The sequence below is a fragment of the Reyranella sp. genome, from assembly GCF_044224635.1.
GTDB lineage: Bacteria > Pseudomonadota > Alphaproteobacteria > Reyranellales > Reyranellaceae > Reyranella.
The window spans coordinates 84432-104939 of record NZ_JBGAKA010000014.1 but is presented as its reverse complement, the minus strand read 5'-3'; the positions used below and the strand labels follow the sequence as shown (position 1 = coordinate 104939).

General features: G+C 68.6%; 20 protein-coding genes and 1 riboswitch. Of the genes, 4 read left to right on the top strand and 16 right to left on the bottom strand.

The features are described from left to right. Positions 1-18 precede the first annotated feature (18 nt). From ACILR9_RS14955 to ACILR9_RS14940, 4 genes are all read left to right on the top strand, one after another. Positions 19-855, top strand: a complete 837-nt coding sequence (locus ACILR9_RS14955) for an ABC transporter permease (protein ID WP_395710737.1) — start codon at positions 19-21, stop codon at positions 853-855. A gap of 30 nt (positions 856-885) precedes the next feature. Continuing rightward, positions 886-2523: a GMC family oxidoreductase gene (locus ACILR9_RS14950; protein ID WP_395710736.1), complete on the top strand. Its 1638-nt coding sequence runs from the start codon at positions 886-888 to the stop codon at positions 2521-2523. 5 nt (positions 2524-2528) lie between these two features. Then, a complete protein-coding gene (locus tag ACILR9_RS14945; RefSeq protein WP_395710735.1) occupies positions 2529-3647 on the top strand; it encodes a phospholipase in 1119 nt (372 codons plus the stop codon). 287 nt (positions 3648-3934) lie between these two features. Then, positions 3935-4603 (top strand): aspartate/glutamate racemase family protein, encoded by a 669-nt coding sequence (locus ACILR9_RS14940; RefSeq protein WP_395710777.1) that lies wholly within the window; start codon positions 3935-3937, stop codon positions 4601-4603. Here ACILR9_RS14940 and ACILR9_RS14935 read toward each other — a convergent pair. The 16 genes from ACILR9_RS14935 to cbiE form a co-directional block, all read right to left on the bottom strand. Further along, positions 4593-5669 (bottom strand): ROK family protein, encoded by a 1077-nt coding sequence (locus ACILR9_RS14935; RefSeq protein ID WP_395710734.1) that lies wholly within the window; start codon positions 5667-5669, stop codon positions 4593-4595. The two genes, ACILR9_RS14940 and ACILR9_RS14935, sit on opposite strands and share 11 nt — an antisense overlap. Positions 5670-5760: 91 nt before the next feature. After that, positions 5761-6249: a hemerythrin domain-containing protein gene (locus ACILR9_RS14930; protein WP_395710733.1), complete on the bottom strand. Its 489-nt coding sequence runs from the start codon at positions 6247-6249 to the stop codon at positions 5761-5763. A gap of 141 nt (positions 6250-6390) precedes the next feature. Further along, entirely contained in the window at positions 6391-6999 is a 609-nt protein-coding gene (locus tag ACILR9_RS14925; protein ID WP_395710732.1) for an alkylhydroperoxidase domain protein, read from the bottom strand. After that, on the bottom strand, positions 6996-7589 hold the full coding sequence (locus tag ACILR9_RS14920; protein WP_395710731.1) for a CMD domain protein: 594 nt from the start codon (positions 7587-7589) through the stop codon (positions 6996-6998). The genes ACILR9_RS14925 and ACILR9_RS14920 overlap by 4 nt, the downstream gene beginning before the upstream one ends. Before the next feature lie 43 nt (positions 7590-7632). Further along, the gene (locus ACILR9_RS14915; RefSeq protein WP_395710730.1) at positions 7633-8655 is read right to left on the bottom strand and encodes a putative FMN-dependent luciferase-like monooxygenase; all 1023 of its coding nucleotides are present in this window, start codon (positions 8653-8655) and stop codon (positions 7633-7635) included. A gap of 505 nt (positions 8656-9160) precedes the next feature. After that, on the bottom strand, positions 9161-9904 hold the full coding sequence (locus ACILR9_RS14910) for an ABC transporter ATP-binding protein (RefSeq protein WP_395710729.1): 744 nt from the start codon (positions 9902-9904) through the stop codon (positions 9161-9163). Then, positions 9901-10881, bottom strand: a complete 981-nt coding sequence (locus ACILR9_RS14905; protein WP_395710728.1) for a FecCD family ABC transporter permease — start codon at positions 10879-10881, stop codon at positions 9901-9903. Before ACILR9_RS14905 ends, ACILR9_RS14910 begins: the two co-directional genes overlap by 4 nt. After that, complete coding sequence (locus ACILR9_RS14900; protein ID WP_395710727.1) at positions 10878-11759, bottom strand: ABC transporter substrate-binding protein; 882 nt, start codon at positions 11757-11759, stop codon at positions 10878-10880. The genes ACILR9_RS14905 and ACILR9_RS14900 overlap by 4 nt, the downstream gene beginning before the upstream one ends. Before the next feature lie 50 nt (positions 11760-11809). After that, the gene (locus ACILR9_RS14895) at positions 11810-14020 is read right to left on the bottom strand and encodes a TonB-dependent receptor (protein WP_395710726.1); all 2211 of its coding nucleotides are present in this window, start codon (positions 14018-14020) and stop codon (positions 11810-11812) included. Continuing rightward, the gene (locus ACILR9_RS14890; protein ID WP_395710725.1) at positions 14017-14784 is read right to left on the bottom strand and encodes a class I SAM-dependent methyltransferase; all 768 of its coding nucleotides are present in this window, start codon (positions 14782-14784) and stop codon (positions 14017-14019) included. Before ACILR9_RS14890 ends, ACILR9_RS14895 begins: the two co-directional genes overlap by 4 nt. Positions 14785-14905: 121 nt before the next feature. Next, a riboswitch (cobalamin riboswitch) is annotated at positions 14906-15097 on the bottom strand. A gap of 177 nt (positions 15098-15274) precedes the next feature. Next, on the bottom strand, positions 15275-15910 hold the full coding sequence (gene bluB, locus ACILR9_RS14885) for a 5,6-dimethylbenzimidazole synthase (RefSeq protein ID WP_395710724.1): 636 nt from the start codon (positions 15908-15910) through the stop codon (positions 15275-15277). Next, positions 15907-17247 (bottom strand): cobyrinate a,c-diamide synthase, encoded by a 1341-nt coding sequence (locus ACILR9_RS14880; RefSeq protein WP_395710723.1) that lies wholly within the window; start codon positions 17245-17247, stop codon positions 15907-15909. The genes bluB and ACILR9_RS14880 overlap by 4 nt, the downstream gene beginning before the upstream one ends. Further along, a complete protein-coding gene (gene cobA, locus ACILR9_RS14875) occupies positions 17238-18026 on the bottom strand; it encodes a uroporphyrinogen-III C-methyltransferase (RefSeq protein ID WP_395710722.1) in 789 nt (262 codons plus the stop codon). The genes ACILR9_RS14880 and cobA overlap by 10 nt, the downstream gene beginning before the upstream one ends. After that, positions 18023-18784 carry a precorrin-4 C(11)-methyltransferase gene (cobM, locus tag ACILR9_RS14870; protein ID WP_395710721.1) on the bottom strand — a complete coding sequence of 254 codons (762 nt, stop codon included), beginning with the start codon at positions 18782-18784 and terminating at the stop codon, positions 18023-18025. Before cobM ends, cobA begins: the two co-directional genes overlap by 4 nt. Further along, positions 18781-19176: a cobalamin biosynthesis protein gene (locus tag ACILR9_RS14865; protein ID WP_395710720.1), complete on the bottom strand. Its 396-nt coding sequence runs from the start codon at positions 19174-19176 to the stop codon at positions 18781-18783. The genes cobM and ACILR9_RS14865 overlap by 4 nt, the downstream gene beginning before the upstream one ends. Further along, the gene (gene cbiE, locus ACILR9_RS14860; protein ID WP_395710719.1) at positions 19155-20396 is read right to left on the bottom strand and encodes a precorrin-6y C5,15-methyltransferase (decarboxylating) subunit CbiE; all 1242 of its coding nucleotides are present in this window, start codon (positions 20394-20396) and stop codon (positions 19155-19157) included. The genes ACILR9_RS14865 and cbiE overlap by 22 nt, the downstream gene beginning before the upstream one ends. Positions 20397-20508: the final 112 nt, after the last annotated feature.

Sequence of the window (20508 nt, the reverse complement as noted above, 5' to 3'; positions counted from 1 at the left end):
TGGGGCGGAGATGAAATCATGCTGACCCGCTTCACCAAATGGCTGCGCCGTGATTTGCGTGGCGCGGCGAGCCTCGGCTTCCTGGCGCTGCTGCTCGCCCTGTCGATCGCGGCGCCGGTGCTGGCGCCGCATTCGCCGACCAACCAGAACGTCAACAACACCCTGCAGGAGCCCAATGCCGACCATCCGCTGGGCACCGATGATCTCGGCCGCGACGTGCTTTCCCGCCTGATCTACGGCGCGCCGGCGACGCTCTATGCGAGCTTCCTGGCGGTGGCGGTGGCGATCCTTCTGGGTGTGCCGGTGGGCCTGCTGGCCGGCTTCCTGGGCGGCTGGGTCGACGACGGCATCAGCCGGATCATCGACACGTTGCTCTCATTTCCGGCCATCGTGCTGGCAATCGCCGTCACCGGCGCGCTGGGCATCGGCCTGACCAACGGCATGATCGCGGTCGGCATCGTGTTCTCGCCGCAGCTCGCCCGCCTGGTGCGCGCGCAGACGCTGATCGTGAAGCAGGAGCTCTATGTCGACGCCGCCCGGGTGTTCGGGGCGAGCGTTGCACGCATCCTGTGGAAACATGTCGTGCCCAACGCCATCCAGCCGGTGATCGTCCAGGTGACGCTGTTGCTGGCGGTGGCGCTGCTGGCCGAGGCCAGCCTCAGCTTCCTGGGGCTTGGGGTGCAGCCGCCGCAACCTTCGTGGGGCGCCATGCTGGCCCGCGCCTACCACTACATGGAGATCGCGCCCGAGCAGATGTACGCCCCCGGGCTTGCCATCCTGCTGACCGCGCTCGCCTTCAATGCGCTGGGCGAATCCCTGCGCGTCGCCCTCGACCCGACCATGAAGCTGCGATAGCAAGGGCCGGACGGGAGCCTGCGTTCACCCATGGAAACTTTCGACTACGTCATCGTCGGTGCCGGATCGGCCGGCAGCGTGCTGGCCGGGCGGCTGAGCGAGGACGAAAAAACCACGGTCTGCGTGCTGGAGGCCGGCCCGCGCGACTGGCACCCCTTCATCCATATCCCGGCCGGCTTCATGTACACGCTGGTCAATCCCAGGGTGAACTGGCTCTACACCTCCGAAGCCAGCGAATGGACCGGCGGCCGGCGCATCGCCGCCCCGCGCGGCAAGACCCTGGGCGGCTCGAGCTCGATCAACGGCCATATCTACAACCGCGGCCAGCGGCTGGATTTCGACGGCTGGGCGCAGCGCGGCAACCGCGGCTGGGGCTACGCCGACGTGCTGCCCTACTTCCGGCGCAGCGAGCGGCGCATCGGCGAGGCCGACGACACGTTCCGCGGCCGCGACGGCAACCTGCCGATCACCGATCTCGACTGGCGCGACCCTCTCTGCGAGGCCTTCATCGAGGGCGCGGTCGAGATGGGCATCCCGCGCAACCGCGACTACAACGGCACGATGCAGGCGGGCGTGAGCTACGTCCAGCGCATCATCCAGAACGGCCGGCGCATGAGCGCGGCGCGCGGCTACCTGCATCCGGCGATGAGCCGCGGCAATCTCACGGTGCGCACCAACGCCCACGCCTCGGAGATCCTGCTCGAGGGCAAGCGCGCGGTCGGCGTGCGCTACCGCAAGGGCGGGCGCAACGGCACGCCGAGCGAGGTGCGTGCCGCCAAGGAGGTGATCCTGTGCGGCGGCACGGTGAACTCGCCGCTGCTCCTGCAGGTTTCGGGCATCGGGCCGGCGCCGCTCCTGCAGCAGCACGGCATCACGGTGCGCCACGCGCTGCCCGGGGTCGGCGAGAATCTGCGCGACCACTACGCGCCGCGTTTCGTTGCCCGCGTCAAGAACGCCGAGACCATCAACGAGCGCACGCACGGGCTCAGGCTGGTCAGCGAGGTGCTGAAATACGCCTTCACCCGCAAGGGCGTCCTGGCGCTCAATCCGACCCTGATCTACGTGTTCTGGAAATCGGACGAGCGGGTCGACAATTACGACCTGCAGCTCACCTTCACGCCGGCGAGCTACAAGGAAGGCGTGCAATCGACCCTCGACGACTTCCCCGGCATGACCATCGCCTCGTGGCAACAGCGGCCCGACAGCATCGGCTATGTCCGCATCAAGTCAGCCGATCCGTTCGAGCATCCGGTCATCCAGCCCAACTACCTGGCGGCGGAAAGCGACCGTCACGTGCTGCTGGCCGGCATGAAGCTCGCGCGCCGCCTGCTCGCCTCGCGGCCGCTCAGCCAATACTACGATCGTGAGGAGTTCCCCGGCGCCAAGGTGCAGTCCGACGACGAGCTGCTGGGCGCCGCCAAGCAGCGCGGCACCACCACCTTCCATCTCATGGGCACCTGCCGCATGGCGCCCGACAGCGATCCGACCGCGGTGGTCGACGAACAGCTGCGCGTGCGCGGCGTCCAGGGCCTGCGCGTCGTCGACGCCTCGATCATGCCGACCATGCCGTCGGCCAATCTCAACGCTTCGGTGCTGATGATCGCCGAGAAGGCGTCCGACATGATCCGCGGCCGCCAGCCGCTCGACGCGACGATCCTGAAGGAGTGAGGGATATGGCCGAGGCAGAGGGCAACGAACCCGCCGTCGATGCCATTGCCCGGCTGGTGCCCGCGACGCTGAAGGCCCTGCACGCCCTGGAATTCTCCGCGCGGCACCTCTCGCCCACCACCCTGCTCCAGTTGATCCAGGCGATGGACGGGCGCGACGACGATCTCAGTCCCGCGCTTGCCGCCTCGCGCGCCCTCGCATGGCCCGGCCGCCTGGCGCCGGTGCGCGACTGCCTGGAACCCGCGGCGGAGGCGGCAGCCGAGGGCATTGCCGGCCTGCGCGCCGCCCAGGACGAGCCGCAGCCCATCGTCGCCGCCTATCGCGCGCTGCGCGGCTACGCCAAGGCAGCCGCCTCGCTCTATCCGCTCGCCCCGGTCCTGCGACCGGTCAGCCATTTCTTCCTCGAGCAGTCGGCGCGCGGCGATCCAGCCCTCAACGAGCGCCTAGCCGGCGCCGATCCCGATCGCGAGCATGTCGGCGTGATCCATGTCGGCGGGCCGCCCGGCACGCGGGGCGCCTGCTCGCTTTACGTGCCCGAGTATCACGACCCGGCCAACCCGATGCCGCTGGTCGTCGCCCTGCATGGCGGCAGCGGCAACGGCGGCGCCTTCCTGTGGAGCTGGCTGCGCGAGGCGCGCACGCGCGGCTTCGTCGTCCTGGCGCCGACCGCCATCGGCGCGACCTGGTCGCTGATGGACGCGGAGATCGACGGCCCCAATATCGCTGACATGGTCGAGCAGGTCGCCAGCCGATGGCCGATCGATCGCGCGCGGACCCTGCTCACCGGCATGAGCGACGGCGGCACCTTCACCTACGTGCTGGGCCTGCGCGGCGACTGCCGGTTCACCCATCTCGCGCCGGTCGCGGCCGCCTTCCATCCCATGCTGATCGGCTTTGCCGATGCCCAGCGCCTGCGCGGCCTGCCGATCCATATCGTCCACGGCGCGCAGGACTGGATGTTTTCCGCTCAACTGGCGCGCACCGCGGAGCAGGTGCTGAGCGAGGCCGGCGCCGACGTGGTCTATCGCGAGGTCGCCGACCTGTCGCACACCTATCCGCGCGACGAGAATGCCCATATCCTCGACTGGTTTTTGGGCGGACAGACTCATGTTCCTCCCGCGTAATCGGGGGAGGGCATTCGCATTTGGGCGCTCTCTCATTTTCCTCCCCAAGCGTAGCTTGGGGAGGTGTCGCCGTCTTCGGCGACGGAGGGGTCATGAGCCTCAGTCCTGCTGCTCATGACCCCTCCGCCCCGTATGACGGGGCACCTCCCCAGCGAAGCTGGGGAGGAGAGGGAAAGGTGCGCCCATATGCGATTACGGGTGAGGTAAAGAACCGTGAGGAGACCGGCGACGTGAGCACGATTGCAAAGGGCGGCAAGGCCCTCTATGGCGCGCCTCTCGGCATCCTGATGCTGGAAGCGCGCTTTCCGCGCATTCCGGGCGACATGGGCAATGCCACGACCTGGCCGTTTCCCGTGCTCTACAAGATCGTGCCGGGCGCCAACCCCGAGTCGGTCGTTCTCAAGGGCGCGGCCGGGCTGCTGCCGAGTTTCATCGACGCGGCCGCCGAGCTGGTGCGTCACGGCGCCGAGGCGATCACCACCAATTGCGGGTTCCTGTCACTCTTCCAGAATGAGCTGGCGGCGAACGTAAAGGTCCCGGTGGCAACCAGCTCGCTGCTGCAGGTGCCATGGGTGCAGGCGACGCTGCCGCCCGGCAAGCGTGTCGGTGTCATCACCGTCAGCGCGGCGTCCCTGACGCCGAAGCATCTCGAGGCCGCCGGCGTCCCGCTCGATACGCCCGTCGTCGGCACCGAAAAAGGCGAGGAATTCTTCCGCGTCCTGATCCTGGGACAGAAGGACGACATGGATGTCGCCAAGGCCGAGCAGGACATTCTCGACGCCGGCCGATCGTTGCTCGCCGCTCACCCCGAGGTCGGCGCCATCGTCCTCGAATGCACCAACATGCCGCCCTATGCCGCGGCAGTGCAAGAAGCCTTCGGACTTCCCGTCTACGACATTTATTCCTTGATCACCTGGTTCCACACTGGGCTCAGGCCACGTCGCTTCACGCGCTAGCTTTTTCGTCCACGCGGTTGGTGAAGCGCGCGTTGCCGAGGCCGGTGCCAATCGTGAGGATTCCCCAGTGGTGGATGTCGGTCATGTTGGGGACCTCGCTCAGTCCCTGGACGACCGCGTCGTTGTGGATGACCACGACGGGCTCGTGCCCCTCCAGGCGTGGCAGGCGCGAGCCGATCTCGCTGTGCAGCTGGAAATCCTCGCCTTCCCAGTTGCCCGGCAGGTTCTGACCGCCCGTCAGGATGATGCCTCGCTCGTCGATCAGGCCGGGGCAGCCGATGCCGACGAACGGTGCCAGCTTGAGCTTCTCCTTGCCGGCGAGACGGATGAGCTCGTTCGCCATCTCGGCCATGCGATCGAGAGTCTGGGCGCGTGACGGCTGGTCGTCGCGATGACGCCAGTGCAGGTGCTTCCACACGGCCGCCTTCGACAGGTTGCCGCCTTTCTTCATGTTGAGCTCGACGATGCCGACGCGCAGGTTGGTGCCGCCAACGTCGGCCGCGACGATCGCATCGTGCCCGGCCAGCACCCAGCTCGGCGCAAGCTGGACGGCGCCGATCAAGCCAGCTTGGTCCGGATGATGGGTGATGGTCCGCAAGTCGATGGCGACACCCTCACCTGCCAGCGCGATCGCCGCCCGGCCCATGGCGAGCTCACCGATGTGGCTGGAGCTCAGCCCACCACCGATCACGATTCGCTCCGTTCCCTGCCAACCCTTCAGGCGCAGGAAGCGGCGCACGACGGTGGCCAGCTCGAGGGCGAACTCCTCGACCACGGTGTGGACGAGACCGGCCGCCATCGGGTCGGCGCCTGCCAGCATCTTGTCGAGCTTGGATTTCGAGATCTCCTGGCTCGGCGTATCGCCGAACGGATCCTCGCCGAGTGCGCGCAGCTTGTCGCGCCAATCCTCGAGGATGGACCGAAAGGCGCGGCCGCTCGCCCGGTCGCCGACGAAGCCTTCCTCGTCGCGCAGCTCCTCGTTGTAGGTATCGACCGTCACGGCCGGAAGAACACGGCCGCCATGCCCCAGCACCGAGGCCGCTTCCACCTTCGGTGAGTCGTCCACTATCGCACTATCGGGAATTATCGCCTCCCCGCCACGCATCGGCGCGCACGGCAGGTGAACGGGCGGCATCGACCGAGGTTCCGAACTCCGCTCAGGGCCGGCCGCCCATCACCTTGCGTGCCTGCTGGATCAGAGTCTTGTCCGCGGGCCTGGTCGTGAGCTGGCTCCGACGCGCGGCCATGCGCTCGCCCGTCCCTACGAGATCGAGCTTGGAATGGCGCAGGCGCGGAAAGATGTCCTCCTCCTCCGCCTTCATCAGTCGACACGCCAGATCCCCCAGATCGCGAACGTGGCTGTCGAACCCATCCTGCCCGGCAGGCATGCGCTGGATCTCGTCGATCAGGTCGAGCAGCACCTTGTGATCCATCCGCAGGGCGTCGACCCGCCTGCTGTCCTCGTCATCGAGGACAGACTCGGCGGCCGGATAGAAGACCTCCGTCTTGACGGCATGATGATTGACCAGAGCATGGCAAATGCGGAGCGCGAGCTTGCCTTTTTCGATTCTCTCCCTCGTGCCGGAATGGCGCTCGAATTCGCGGATCATCTTCTCGATTTCGTTGTGCTCGGCCGTCAGCAGCACCAGGGCATCGTCTGGATTGACGTTGTCCGCGTCACCATCGCGTCTCGCCTGCGCGGCCTTCTTGCGCGCACCACTCATCATTCCCTCCAGGGCACCCTCGAGGGAACGAAACGGGCATGAAGGCCGGAGGTTGCGCCCCGGCTACTTCGGCGGGGGCGCCGCCGGCTCGCCGAGCGACAGCATCAGCCGGTTGGCCCAGTTGAAGAACGACGCCGCATTGATGACATCGACGATCGACGCTTCGTCCAACCCGACCTTGCGCAGGGCATCGACATGCTCGGCGCCGAAGGTGATGGGCGTGGCAGTGAGTGCCACCGACGCCGCGACAATGGCATTCCAGCGCGCGTCGAGGTCGGCGCCGACCCCTTCCGCCAGCAGGCGATCGACATCTTCGACGCGCTTGGAATAGGTCGCGGCAAAGCGGGCATGGACCGAGGCGCAGTAGATGCAGCCGTTGAAGCGCGACGTCGCCGCGGCGGCCAGCTCGCGCTCGGCGCGCGGCAGGCCGGCCTCCGGATTGTAGAAGATGTCCTTGTCGGTGCGGGTGCGCGCGCCGAGCACCTCGGGATCGCGCGCCAGCAGGCGGAAATAGGCAGACTTGGCGCGCGCCGCATCGACCAGGCCTTCCATGTGCCGCGCCGTCAGCTCCTGTTCCGCCATCGGCTCCAGCCAGGGCAGCCAGTCGAGCATGTCGCGCGTGAACACCACCGGCTCGACATGCGGCGGGACGGAGAGAACCTTGTCGGTCATGCGGGCCTCGCATTCAGGGCACGCAAGCCGGCGACGACCCTGATCTGGTAGGACAGGAAGGCGACGAGCTGGGAGATCACCACGATGCCCGTGGTCGACCAGCCGGCATCGATCAGCGACTGAAGATAGGCCGGCGCCGAATCGCGCGGATGGAACACCAGCATGTGCGTGTGCTCGAAGGCAGCGGCGAGCCGCGGGCCGAGCGAGGCTCGGGTCGCCGCATCGAGACGATGCACGGGCCCGGATTCGTCCTCGGTGCTGAGCGGCCCCTTGGGATAGTGACCATACGGACCCTTCCCCCTGGCCGCCGCGACCGCCGCGGCGATGGCCTCCTTCAGCCCCGCCGGCGCGCCGGCGCCGGCCAGCCCCGCGGCGTAGAACGACTCCATCTCCGGTCGGCCGTGCAAGCCGATCACGAAGCAGGCGATGGCGAACCGCTCGACCTTGCTCGCATCAGCGTCGCTCAGCGGCGAGAGCAGCGACTCGTAGCTCGCCTGGGCATGAAGACGCGCCTGCGGGCGCTGGTCACGTATCGCATGCAACGGCGAGCCGGGAGCGATCCCGGCCAGCGTGTCGATCACATCGGGCATTATTGTCCTTGTCCTCCCAATTCGTCGTTCTCCCGACCCCTCTTCAGGCGACGCGCCGTTCGCCGTCGTCGTCGGCCTTCACCCAACCCAGCGCCGGCGCCACTTTCTCGGCAACCAGCTCGATCGAACGCAGGATATAGGGATGCGGCGGATCGATCGAATGAACCTGCACGGTGAGATCGGTCGCCCGGGCCAGCGTCTTCTCCGCCTGCAGCGAGGCGACCACCTCGTCCGGCGTGCCGATATGGACATCCAAGGCTGCGATCAAATCGCCGACCAGATTGCCGGAGCTGAAGTTACCGGTAGCAGCGAGGCGATGACGCAGCCGCGCCAGCCCGGTCTCGGCGAAACGCATCGCTTCCTTAGCGTCGTCGGCCACGAACACCGTGCGCGAGGCGAGGATGCGTGGCGGGCGGCCCTTGGGCAGGGCCTCGAGATAGGCATCGATCATCGGAATCTGGATGTCGGCCAGCGACGCCTTGGGTGCGTCGGGCGAGCGCGGCTGCGTGCGTGACAGCATCAATCCGTCGCCCGCCGCGCCGGCGCGACGGGCGCCCGCCACAGAGAAGGTCGCCTGCCAGATGCGGTCGACCAGGGTCGGGCTCGACGGATAGAGGCGATCACCACCCGGCAGCGCGCCGCCCGACCAGGCCGTCCGCATCAGCTCGAGATTGCGATCCATCAAGGTGTGGCGGTCGTTGGCGTCGAGGCCGAAGGCGGTGAAGGCGGTGAGATTGCCGCCCGGCCCGACGCCAACCTCGAGCCGGTTTCCCGACATCAGGTCGGTCACCACGGCATCCTCGGCGACCCGCACCGGCAGCTCCAGCGGCAGGGTCACGATGCCGGTGCCGAGCCGGATGCGCGAGGTCCGGGCCGCCGCCTGGGCCAGGAACACGAAGGGCGCAGGCAGGCCGCCCTCGCCCTCGTGGAAATGATGCTGGGCGATCCACGCCGAATCGAAGCCGCAGCGCTCGGCATGCATGATCTGCTCAGTCGCCAGCCGATAGCGCTCCGCCGCATCGGTCTGGTCGAGCAGGCGGGAAAAAAAGCCAAGTCGCTTCGACATCATCGGGTCAACCTTGGATTGGGATTGGGTCCGATGCAAGGACCGGCAGGGCGCGGCCGGAGATGGCATCGACCAAGCCGCCTGCACAGGCGCTGCCGGGTGGCACGGGGGAGCGGCGCAGGCGACGCGCCGCTCGGGGAGATTCAAGGGTCGATTCCTGCGTCCGTTGCGTCCGTTGCGTCAGTCCCTCGATTATTCAACGACTTGGCACCCATTCGTCAGATCGGTCTTGCGTCAGCCTTGCGTCAGTGCGTCAGCCTCCTTGCTGTCCAGCCTGATCGACGACGCCCACACGACACCATTCACGCGCGACAGCCGTCGTCGGCCGGTTCGACTCGCGACGGCAGCCAGTCGACAAGCAATCGATCGCTCGAGCGGCGGCTCCCGCGACCTCTTCCTCGTCGAGTCGACACGCCCCAATACTTGCAAGCTCCTGGAGCTCGGCAAGCCCTCTCCGCCGAAAACGCCCCTGATTCGGTCCTGGGTGACGAATTGGGACCGCCGGCTATGTCATCGCCCGCAGCAGCCAGCCGTCGGCGGTCTTCAGTCGTTCGAAGCGGACAGCGAACACCTGGTCGAGCAGCGGATTTGCGATCAGCTCCTGCGCCGGAGCGTCGGCGACGATCCGGCCGCGATCGACCACCACCACGCGATCGAAGAAGCGGAAGGCGAGGTCGAGGTCATGCACGACGACGATGGACAAGCGCGCGCCGCCGCGATGGCTCAAGGTGCGGATGACGTCGAGGCGATGACGGATGTCGAGCGCGGCGGCCGGCTCGTCGGCCAGCAGGATCGGCGGATCGACCACCAGCACCATCGCCAGCAGCGCGCGCGCGCGCTCGCCGCCTGACAGGGTCGACCAGCGTCGCCGCCACAGGGCTGCGAGCTCGAACGTCTCGCGCGCCGCCTCGATCGCCCCCGAGCGGCGCTGCGCACCGCGCGCGGCCCCGAGCTGCACCAGGTCGGCGACCGTCAGGTCCCAATGCGGATCGAAATACTGCGGCAGGTAGCCGACGGTCGCCGCGCGCACCGCGCGCGGCAGCGACTCGAGGCTGCGGTCGCCGACCCGCACGGTCCCCGAGTCGGGCTGCTCGATGCCGGCCAGGATCTTGAGAAGGGTCGACTTGCCCGCGCCATTCGGGCCGATCAGGGCGACCGCGCCGGGCGACGCCAGCGACAGCGACAGCGAGTCGAGCAGCGTCGCCGCCCCGCGCCTTACCACCAGTTCGCTGCCGACGAGATCGGTCATGTGCGCAGCCGGCGGGCCAGCAGCAGGATGAAGAAAGGACCGCCGGCCACCGCCGTCACCAGGCCGAGCGGGATCTCGGCTGGCGGCAGGGCCGACCGTGCCAGGGCATCGGCCAGGGTGACGACGATGGCGCCGACCAGCGCCGAGGCCGGCATCAGGGGCTTGTGCAGAGGGCCGACCAGCCAACGCGCGATGTGCGGCGAGGCGAGGCCCACGAAGGCGACGAGGCCGCCGAAGGCGACCGCGGCCGCGACGACGATCGAGCCCGCCAGCACGGCGAGCGCGACGAAGCGGGTCACGTTGAGGCCGAACGCGGTCGCCATGGCCTCGCCCAGCCCCAGCACGTCGAGCCGGCCGGCCAGCAGCAGGCCGAGGCCGAGGCAGGCCGCGGTGATCGCGGCGAGCAGGCCAAGGATCGGCCAGGTGGGCGTCTGGATGCCGCCCAGCACCCAGCTCAGCACGAGCTGCAGGCTCACCGTCTCGTCCGACAGGGCGAGCATCAGGAACGAGCGCAGCGCGCCCAGGATGGCGGCGACGGCAACACCGGCCAGCAGCATGCCGGCGGCATCGACAGCGCCGGCAACGCGCGAGATGCCGATGACCAGCCCCGTCGAGCCCCACGCGCCGGCGAAGGCCAGCACCGGCAGGACCAGCGACTGCGGCGCGGCGAGCGGCACCAGCAGGGCGATCGTGGCGCCCAGCGCCGCGCCTCCTGCCGAGCCCAGCAGATAGGGCTCGGCCAGCGGATTGCGGAACACGCCCTGGAAGACGGTACCGCCCAGCCCCAGCAGGGCACCGACCAGCGCCGCGGCCAGCACGCGCGGGATGCGCCATTCGACAAGCAGGCGACTGCGCAGGTCCGGCCCGCCGGCAACAGCGCCCAGCAGGTCGGCCGGCGTCGCCCAATCGTGGCCGGCGCAAACGCCGACCAGGATCGCCACCCCGAGCGCCAGGAGCAGACTCGTCCAGACCCTCATCGTGTCGCTGTCATCGGATGGAGGAGCGCGGCCAGTTTCTCGACGCCGTCGATGGTGCGCGGGCCGGGGATCAGCAGCTCGGCGCGGCTCACCGCGTGGGCGCGCTTGCTCTTCACCGCGCGCATCCCGTTCCAGCCCGGCCGGGAGGTCAGCTCCTTCATGTCCTTCTCGCTGCCGGCGAACAGCAGCACGTCGGGATCGGCGTTGAGGATCGCTTCCGGCGAGACCTGGGCGATCGTGCCGCTGTCGAAGGCGAGCCGGCCGCCGGCCCGCACGATGGCGCCGCCGGTGTAGGTGCCCGGCCGCGTCACCAGCATGAGGCCGTTGCCGAGCCGCCCGGTGATCATCACCACACTCGGTGCCGGGAGGTCGGCGACGCTCCGTGCGACGGCATCGAGGCGTGCCTGCAGGCGGGCCGCCAGCGCTTCGCCGCGCTCCGGCACGCCCGCCAGCCTGGCGAGCAGGCGGATGTTGGAGAGGATCTCCTCGACGTTGCGCTGCAGCAGCACCACGATCGGAATGCCGAGCCGCTCCATCGGGTCGATCAGCTGGTTGGCGGCCTGGCGCGATGGCGTGACGACGACCAGATCGGGCTTGCGCGCCACCACCGCGTCGACCGAGAAGCCCAGCCGCCCGCCGACCAGCGGCTTGCCCAGCACCTCGGGCGGGAAACGCGTGAAGGCTTCGATGCCGACGATTCGGTCGGTGAGACCGAGGGCCGCGACCATCTCGGTGTTCGACGCGAAGATGGTGACGATGCGCTGCGGCGGGCCCGGCACGGTGACGCTGCGATCGAACGCGTCACGCACGGTGACGGGCTCGGCGCGTGCCGCACCTAAGATCGTCAAGGCCAGCAACGCCAGCGACGCGACGATCATCCTCCTCCCCAGCAGAGCTGGGGAGGAGGATATGAAGACGTTCAGTTGCCCTAAAACCTGAACTGAAACCCGCCGATGACCTCGCGGCCGGGCATCGAGTTGCCGCAGGCGCCGTTCTGGTTGGCCTGCAGGGCCGTGCAGGGAACCGAATCCTGGGCGATGAAGATCGGATGGTTGTTGACGTCGAACAGGTTGTTGACGGCGGCGAACAGCTTGATGCCCTTCCGCACCTCGACCTCGGCGCGCGTGTTCCATACCCAGAACGCCCCCTTCTCGTAGACGCTGACGGTGCGATTCTGACCGGGGAAGAACACCGGCGAGAGACTCTCCTCGGTATTGTACCACATTGGCCCACGCAGGATTCCCAGGAGCTGGAAGCTCCACGGGATCTCGGTGCCGGCCTGGCCGAACAGCGTGCCGATCGACATGCCGTACTTGTTGATGCGGGTGGCGATGTTGGTGCCGGCAAGCGGGTTGGCGCCGTAGTCGGTCATGTTGAAGTTGTAGTAGCCGTTGCCGAACACGTTCCAGAACAGGCCCTTGTCGCTCTGCCATCCGGCGGTCTGCAGGACGTCGAGCTGGGTCTGGAACTCGATGCCCTGTACGATGAGGTTGGCCGGGCTGTTGACCTGGACCTGCACCACGCGCCCGCCGGTCGAGGACACCGTCACCGGGGTGATGCGATTGCTGATGGTGTTCTGGAACACCACGGCATCGAAGCGGCCGCCGCGCCAGTTGGCGGTGGCGCCGGCCTCCCATTGCTGGCTGGTCTCCGGCACCAGGGAGGGATTGCCGAAGATCGTCGTGCCGATCGGCGTGGTCGTGAAGTTGGCGCCGATTTCCGTCGCCGTCGGCGCGCGGAACCCGCTCGACGCGCCGGCCCGCGCCGACAGCCAGTCGGTGAAGGCGAAGGTGGCGCCGGCCGAATAGGTCGTTGCGTTGTACGAGTTGGTGCCGGGAATCAGGGTCGGCGCGTAGGGCGTCCAGTCGAGCGCCGAATCGCCCCAGGTCTGCCGCACGCCGCCGCGCACGATCAGGCGATCGTCGAGGAAGCTCTGCGAATCTTCCAGATAGAACGCGAAGCTGCTGTCGGTCTGGTTGTTGTCCTGCGGGGACACCTGGGTCACCGCCGAGCCGCCGGCACGATAGCGGTCGGAGCGCAGCCAGCTCCTTTCCAGGTCGATGCCGACCAGCAGCTCGTTGCCGGTGAAGAACTTGTAGCGCGGCTGGAAGCGCAGCCCGAGCACGTCTAGCTGCCGACGGTTGTGATCGGTGGTCGTGCGCGAGGCCGGCGCATTGAGGGCGCTGAGCGGCGAGGGATTGTTGAGATCGTCGACGTCGGTGACGAAATACGCCTGGACGAAGAAATTGCCCTGGCCGTCGCGCGTCTTGGCGAGGTAGCTCAGGTCGAACGAGTAGTTGTAGCGGGTGTCGAAGGCGAAGAGGTTGGCACTCGAGCCGCGAAAGCCCGCGTTGTAGATGCCGTCGGTGCGGATGGTGCCCTCGATGCGACTGTCCTGGTCGATCTGGTAGCCGAAAGCGCCCGTCCCGCCGTAGCGCGTCCACCCCGTGTTGAGCTCGGTCGCGCCGCCGCCGATCGCATAGTTGTCGCGCGTGCTGGCAGCGCCGCCAACATACCAGTCGAAGCCCTTGTAGAGGCCGCCGCTCGCGACCTTGGCTTCCCACAGGCCCCACGAGCCCGCGTCGCCCTGCGCGAAATTGCCCGGCGCCGTGAGGCCGGTCTTCAGAATGATGTTGATGACGCCGCCCATGTTCTGGCTGCCATAGATCACCGAGCTCGGTCCGCGCACGATCTCGATGCGTTCGACATCGGCAGTCGACAGCTTGGAGACGTTCGAGGTGCCGGCACGATGACCGTTGATCAGGACCAGCACCTGGCCTTTGAAATCGCGTCCCTGGCCCTCGGTCGAGGCGCCTCGGATGTTGATCGAGGTCTGGCCGGGCGTCCATTCGCTCATGAAGCCCACGGCATTCTCGTTCAGGAGCTCGGTCACCGACCGGGCGGTCGACTTGGCGATGCGGTCCTGATGGATCACCTGCACCGTGCCGACCAGGCGGCTGATCGGCTCGGGCCGGCCGGTGGCGGTGATGAAGCCCTCGGGCAGGAAATATTGCTTCTGCCCCGGTTCATCCATCGGCCGCGGTCCCATATGCTGTTGCTGCTGTTGATCCTGGGCGTGGCTGGTGGAATGCCAAGCAAGAGCCGCGAGGACGGCGGTGGATACGAGACGCTTGTTCATTGTTGCCCCCAAATCAGAACGGCAGATCTTCTTGCGATGTCGAGTCGGAAGCCCGAGTCCTGCCGCGATGCCTGCCGGCTGAGATGCGCTGCCATGAGGGCGCGGCGCTCATCGTCGGCGGGCCAGCCGAGACGGTCGGCGAGATAGGCGGCGAGCTCGGTAATGTCGGGCACGATTCCGGTGAACGTCCAATCGACGAAAGCGGTGTGATGCGGCCGCTGGTCGGGGGGAAGACCGCCGAGCGCGATCTCGATGCCGGGCGTCTCGTCCTCGAGATGCCATTCCCACGGCAGGCAGCCGGCGAAGCAGAGCCCGCGCGGCCCGGCATGCGCCGGCACGACCCAGACGACGCGCCGGCTCGCCCACGCCTTGCAGCGGGCAAGAAAGGCTTCGGGCTGGGCGAACAAGGCCGGCATGGTTGCCGCCAGCACCGTGTCGTGCGACGCAGGCTCGACGGCCGCACCCTGCCAGCCCGCCGCGATGATCTGCGGACCGTCGGCCAAGCGCGCCAGGCGGGCGCGCATCGACGGCGATGGCTCGATCGCCGTCCAGCTGCTCGCCGGATCGACCAGCGCGCTGCCGAGCTGGCCGCCGCCGGCGCCGACATCGAGCAGACGGCCGACATCGGGGACGGCCGTGCGGATCAGCGGCGCGAGCGCCGCGACATAGTCGGAAGAATCGATCGCCGAGGCGTAGAGCTCCAGCGGGTCGATGACACGCCGATACTGTGCTTGTGATTCAGATGACTCAGGGGAAGTGGACAAGAGGGACTCGCGGCCAACGTCATCACGTCACCGCGAACCTGCAGCCGACCCCTCCCGCGCCGCCTGCAGCGGAACGGTCCGGGTCGGTTTCTACATCGGGGCACCCCGCCCAATGCGCTCGCGCGTGACCGCTGCTGGTGGCAGGTCTCCTGGCTTGCGGGTCGCTGCCGTCGACCGCCTTCCCAGATGCCTCGCGACATCCAGTGGCATACCGGTCGCCGGCTCGCCGCTCACAGTTGCGGGGGCAGCCGCGGAATGATCACCGCGTTCCCTTTTGATCCCCTCGCGGGGAACCACCTCGACCATGCTGGCAGCCGGCCTGAAATGCGTCAAGCGACGCACTTCATTCTCCTCCCCACGCTCTGCGTGGGGAGGTGTCCGCATCTTCGCGGACGGAGGGGTCATGAGCAGCGCGACTGGGGCCTATGACCCCTCCGCCCCGTATGACGGGGCACCTCCCCAGCGAAGACGCTGGGGAGGAGGATGAGCTTCAGCGCACGAACGTCACCTCGTCGAGGTTGCTGCGGACCTCCCAGTGATGGCGCTCGAGCTCGGGGTCGAGATGCTCCTCGGCGGGGAAGCCGAGGCAGAGATAGGCGACGAGGTTCCAGCCCGCCGGCACGTCGAGCACGCGCTTCACCGCCTTCGGATCGAGGATGGAGACCCAGCCCATGCCGATGCCGTCGGCCCGGGCGGCCAGCCACAAGGTCTGGATGGCGGCGACCACCGAGTAGTGCAGCGTCTCCGGCATGGTCTGCTGGCCGAGCCCGCTGCCGCTATGGGTAGCATCATCGGAGAAGACGGCGAGATGCACGGGCGCCTCGCGCAAGCCCTCGAGCTTCAGCCCGGCATAGATCGCGTGCTTCTCGCCGGCATAGCCGGCCAGCGCCTTCTCGTTGGCGTCGGTGAAGCTCTTCACGACGGCGAGACGGCGCTCCGGCGATTCGACGTGGACGAAGCGCCACGGCTGGCTCAACCCGACCGACGGTGCATGGCTCGCCACCTCGAGCAGCGCATCGATACGCGGGCGGGAGATGGGATCGCGACGAAATCGGCGTACGTCGCGACGCCACAGCACCAGATCGCGAAACCGGGCGCGGAAGTCGGCGTCGAAGGTCGGAGTCATGTCTGCTGCCTGTCGATGAAATGGAAGAAGGTTCCGCTCACCGTGCCGCGGCGCGCGCCGGCCTCCGGCACGGCCTTGCCGGCGGCATCGCGGCACTCGACCAGGGGCTCGTCGCCATTCGCGAGCACGCTGGCATAGTGGAACTCGTGGCCAAAAATCTCGCCGCCGGCGGCGCCCAGTGGACAGGCGCTGCCGAGGCGCGCGCGGCGATAGCCGAGATGCAGGCGACGCTGGGCGAACGAGGTTTCGAGCGACAGCAGGCCGGCCATCGCGTGCCGCTGTCCCGATTGATCGACCATTCCCTGTCCCAGCACCATGTAGCCGCCGCATTCGCCGTGAATGGCCACGCCGCGCCCGGCGAGCGCGCGCAGCCCGCTCTGGAAACGGCCTGCCGCGGCCAAGGCTCCCGCATGCAGCTCGGGATAGCCGCCCGGCAGCCACACGACGTCACAGGCGGAATCCGGCGGTTGATCGGCGAGCGGCGAGAAGGGCAGGATTTCAGCACCAGCCTCGCGCCAGCGCGCGAGCAGATGCGGATAGACGAAGGAAAAGGCCCGATCCTGCGCGAGGGCAATGCGTTGCCCGGGTGGCGAAACAACGCACGGCGACACCACGGCGGTCGATGCTGCGACAAGCCGCGATGCCCGTGCGCAGCCCCGGACCTGCTCGAGATCGACGGCCGCTTCGACGACGTCGGCGAATTGGTCGAGACGTCGGTCGATCTCGGCCGTCTCGACCGCCTGAATCAGGCCGAGATGGCGCTGCGGCAACGCCAGCTTTTGGTCACGCCTGACCGTCCCGAACAGGCTGATGCCGACACGTTCGAAGGCAGGCGCGATCAGGTCGAGATGACGCGGGCTTGCGACATTGTTCAGGATCACGCCGGCAACCGGGACATCGTCGCGATAATGCGCGCAGCCTGCGGCGATGGCGGCCGCGGTTTCGCCTTGTCCCGCAACGTCGAGCACCAGCACGACGGGCCAACCGAGCAGCACCGCCAGATCGGCTGTCGATCCGCGCCCCGCCTGCCCCTCGCCCGCCGCGCCGTCGAACAGGCCCATCACACCCTCGACGATGGCGAGGTCGGTGGACCCGGCGTCGCGCGACACCAAGGCGGCAAGCGTGCTCTCGCTCATCGCCCAGGTATCGAGGTTGCAGCTCGGCCGACGGGCCGCGACGGCATGGAAGGCCGGATCGATGTAGTCGGGGCCGCACTTGAAAGGCTGGACGACAAGGCCGCGGCGGGCAAAGGCGCGCATGAGGCCGAGGGCAATGGTGGTCTTGCCGGCGCCCGAGCGTGGCGCGGCCACGATCAGCCCCGGCCGGCTCACCGCCACGGCACCAGCGACGCAAGCAGTTGCTTGCGCAGCGCGGCGATGGCGCCGATCACGACGATGCACGGCGAGCCGATGCCGTGTCGCGCCGCGTCCGTCGCCAGCGAGCCCAGGGAGCTGTCGACCACTTTCTCCTCGGCCGTCGTCGCGCCATGGATCAGCGCCGCCGGCGTGTTCGCCGCAAGGCCACCCTGCTCCAGCGCAGCGGTGATCCCGGCGAGCCGCGTCATCGGCATGTAGAGCACGATCGGCTGGCCGAGCCGCGCCAGCGCCGCCCAGTCGGCGATCGAGCGCTCGTCCTCGGCGCGATGACCGGCGGCAAGGACGACGGCGTGGTTGGTGTCGCGCGAGGTCGCCGGAATGCCGGCCAGCGCTGCCGCCGTCAGGCCGGAGGTGAGGCCGGGCACGATGCGAAAGCGGATGCCGGCCTCGGTGAGCGCCGAGACTTCGTCCCAGCCGCGTCCGAAGACGAAGGGATCGCCGCCCTTCAAGCGCACGACGCGCCGGCCGAGCCGCGCCCGTTCGATCAGCACCTGGTTGATGTCGCTCTGATGCGACGACGGCCGGCCGCCGCGCTTGCCGGCGGCGATCAGCTCGACGCCACGCCGTGCCAGCGGCAGGATGCGCGAATCGACCAGCGCGTCGTGCACGATGTCGTCGGCCTGCGACAGCGCATGCACCGCCAGCACCGTGAGCAGACGCGGATCGCCGGGACCAGCGCCGACCAGCCACACCTCGCCGGGAGGAAAGGCCGGCAGATCGGGAAAGTCGTCGAGGGTCACGAATCCCTGCCGCGAAAACGTCGTTGATAGGCCGCGTCGTAGAGCGCGCTGTCGCGGAAGTCGCGCGCGCCCAGCACCTTGCCGACCATGATCAGGGCGGTGCGCTCGATCGGCCGGCGCGCGACTTCGCCGGCGATGCTGGCCAAGGTGGCGCAGATCACCCGTTCGTCGGGCCAGCTCGCGCGATAGACCACGGCGACCGGACAGTCGGCGCCATAAAACGGCAGCAGCCGCTCCACCACCTTGTCGAGCACATGGATCGAAAGGTGGATCGCGAGCGTGGCCCCGGTCGCAGCGAAGGCCTCGAGCGTCTCACCGGACGGCATCGCCGACGCCCGCCCCGACGTGCGCGTCAGCACCACCGACTGTGCCAGCTCCGGCAGCGTCAGCTCCTGTCCCAACGCGGCAGCGGCAGCGGCGAACGACGGCACGCCGGGCGTGATCGTGTAGCCAATGCCGAGCGCGTCCAGGCGACGCAGCTGCTCGCCGAGCGCGCTCCACACCGAAAGATCGCCGGAATGCAGCCGCGCCACATCCTGCCCGACCTGCGTGGCGCGCTGGCACTCGCCGATGATCTCGTCGAGCGACATCGGTGCGGTGTCGACAATGCGCGCGCCGGCGGGGCAATGATCGAGCAGCGCCTTGGGCACCAGCGAGCCGGCGTACAGGCACACCGGACAGCGCGCGATCAGGTCGCGGCCGCGCACGGTGATCAGGTCTGCCGCGCCCGGCCCGGCGCCGATGAAATGCACGGTCATCGGCCGTCTCCTACCGCGATGGCGCAGGTCACGCGCGCCGACGCGAGTCGCGGGCCGAGCAGACGGCTGTTGCGGCCGGCCGCGACCAGCGCCGCCGCCTCGGCGATCGCCGGCAGCCCCGTGGCTTCCTGCACGCGCGCCGAGTGCGTCAGAAGCCTGTCAGTCACGCCCTGAAGATCGGCGGCAGCGCAGGCCACCAGCGCCACCGACAATCGCCGCGCCGCTTCCTGGAAACCCGGCTCACTCGCCTTGCCAGCTTCCGTGGCCAGCAGGTCGATCCGTTCGGCGCCGTGCAACGCCAGCGCCTGGCGCACCAACGCCTCGATCTCTTCGGCCGTGGCGCCCAGCCGAAAACCTGCCCCGGCTACGATCACGGCTTGCGGACGCGCCATTGCACGATCGGCGCGGCCTGGCGCCAGACGAAGACGCCGCCGGTGCCGGCCTTGCCGGCCTTCGCCACCTCCAGGCGGACCAGCTCGCCGCCATGGCGCTGGAACAGCTCGATCAACCGCGCCTCCGACTGCAGCGACACGGCATTGGCGACCAGCCGGCCACCCGGCTTCAGGTGCACCCAGGCGGCATCGAACAGGCCCGGATCGGACAGCCCGCCGCCGATGAATACGGCATCAGGCGCCGGCAGGTCCGCGAAGCCCTCGGGCGCTTTCCTCTGGACGATCCGCAGATCGGGCGTGCCCAGCGCGGCAGCATTGCGCGCCGCGCGCGCCGCCCGTTCGGGTCGATCCTCGATACCGATGGCTGCGAGCGAAGGGTGACGCAGCAGCCACTCGATGGCGACCGATCCGGCGCCCAGGCCGACATCCCACAAAAGCTCGCCCCAGTGCGGGCCGAGCGCTGCGATGGTGGCGGCGCGCACCTCGCGCTTGGTGAGCTGGCCGTCATTCTCGAACAGGCCGTCGTCAAGACCGGGAGCCAGCGCGACGACAGCGGCGTCGGGGGGAGCCTCGACTTCCAGCGCAATGGTGTTGAGCGCATCGACATCGGCAAGAGCGAAGCCAACCGCCATTGCCTGGCGCACGCGCTCGCGCGGCCCGCCTATCGCCTCCAGCACCGTCAGCCGCGATCGGCCCATGCCGCGCGCCACCAGCAGCTCGGCGAGCTTCTTCGGCGTATCGCCGTCCCACGACAGGGCAAGCACGCGGGCGCCCGGATGCAGATGGCGCACGATGGCTTCCAGCGCCCGGCCGTGCACGCTGACCAGCGCCACGTCCTGCACCGGCCAGCCGAGCCGCGCGGCCGCCAGGCTGAAGGACGACGGCTGCGGCAGGCAGAGCATCTCGGTCGCCGGAATGGTGCGCATCAGCAAGTCGCCGACGCCGTAATGGAAGGGATCGCCTGACGCCAGCACGACCACCGGCCGGCCGCGATGCTTGGCGATCTCCGGAATTGCGTCTCCGATCGGGCTCGGCCAGGCGAGCCGCCGGCCTCGGATCAATTCATCGGCCAGACCGAGATGGCGCTTGCCGCCGACGACCAGCTCGGCCGACGCGATCAGCGTCCGAGCCGCCGACGGCAGACCGGCGACGCCATCCTCGCCGATGCCGATTATGGACAGCCAGCGCGACGGCGGGCAGGTTGCGGGGTCGTTTGTCATTCTGAAGCCAACGGCAAGTCGCGCGCCCCACTGTCGTCCTGAGCCCGACGCTTGCAGAGCAAGCGTCGGAAGCGAAGGACCTCATCGCCGCTTGCCGCGAGCGTGTCTTGTA

Coding starts and splice junctions, on each gene's coding strand:
- ACILR9_RS14955 (WP_395710737.1), top strand. CDS start 19: ATGCTGACCCGCTTCACCAAATGGCTGCGCCGTGATTTGCGTGGCGCG.
- ACILR9_RS14950 (WP_395710736.1), top strand. CDS start 886: ATGGAAACTTTCGACTACGTCATCGTCGGTGCCGGATCGGCCGGCAGC.
- ACILR9_RS14945 (WP_395710735.1), top strand. CDS start 2,529: ATGGCCGAGGCAGAGGGCAACGAACCCGCCGTCGATGCCATTGCCCGG.
- ACILR9_RS14940 (WP_395710777.1), top strand. CDS start 3,935: ATGCTGGAAGCGCGCTTTCCGCGCATTCCGGGCGACATGGGCAATGCC.
- ACILR9_RS14925 (WP_395710732.1), bottom strand. CDS start 6,999: ATGACCGACAAGGTTCTCTCCGTCCCGCCGCATGTCGAGCCGGTGGTG.
- ACILR9_RS14920 (WP_395710731.1), bottom strand. CDS start 7,589: ATGCCCGATGTGATCGACACGCTGGCCGGGATCGCTCCCGGCTCGCCG.
- ACILR9_RS14915 (WP_395710730.1), bottom strand. CDS start 8,655: ATGTCGAAGCGACTTGGCTTTTTTTCCCGCCTGCTCGACCAGACCGAT.
- ACILR9_RS14910 (WP_395710729.1), bottom strand. CDS start 9,904: ATGACCGATCTCGTCGGCAGCGAACTGGTGGTAAGGCGCGGGGCGGCG.
- ACILR9_RS14905 (WP_395710728.1), bottom strand. CDS start 10,881: ATGAGGGTCTGGACGAGTCTGCTCCTGGCGCTCGGGGTGGCGATCCTG.
- ACILR9_RS14900 (WP_395710727.1), bottom strand. CDS start 11,759: ATGATCGTCGCGTCGCTGGCGTTGCTGGCCTTGACGATCTTAGGTGCG.
- ACILR9_RS14895 (WP_395710726.1), bottom strand. CDS start 14,020: ATGAACAAGCGTCTCGTATCCACCGCCGTCCTCGCGGCTCTTGCTTGG.
- bluB (WP_395710724.1), bottom strand. CDS start 15,910: ATGACTCCGACCTTCGACGCCGACTTCCGCGCCCGGTTTCGCGATCTG.
- cobM (WP_395710721.1), bottom strand. CDS start 18,784: ATGACCGTGCATTTCATCGGCGCCGGGCCGGGCGCGGCAGACCTGATC.
- ACILR9_RS14865 (WP_395710720.1), bottom strand. CDS start 19,176: ATGGCGCGTCCGCAAGCCGTGATCGTAGCCGGGGCAGGTTTTCGGCTG.
- cbiE (WP_395710719.1), bottom strand. CDS start 20,396: ATGACAAACGACCCCGCAACCTGCCCGCCGTCGCGCTGGCTGTCCATA.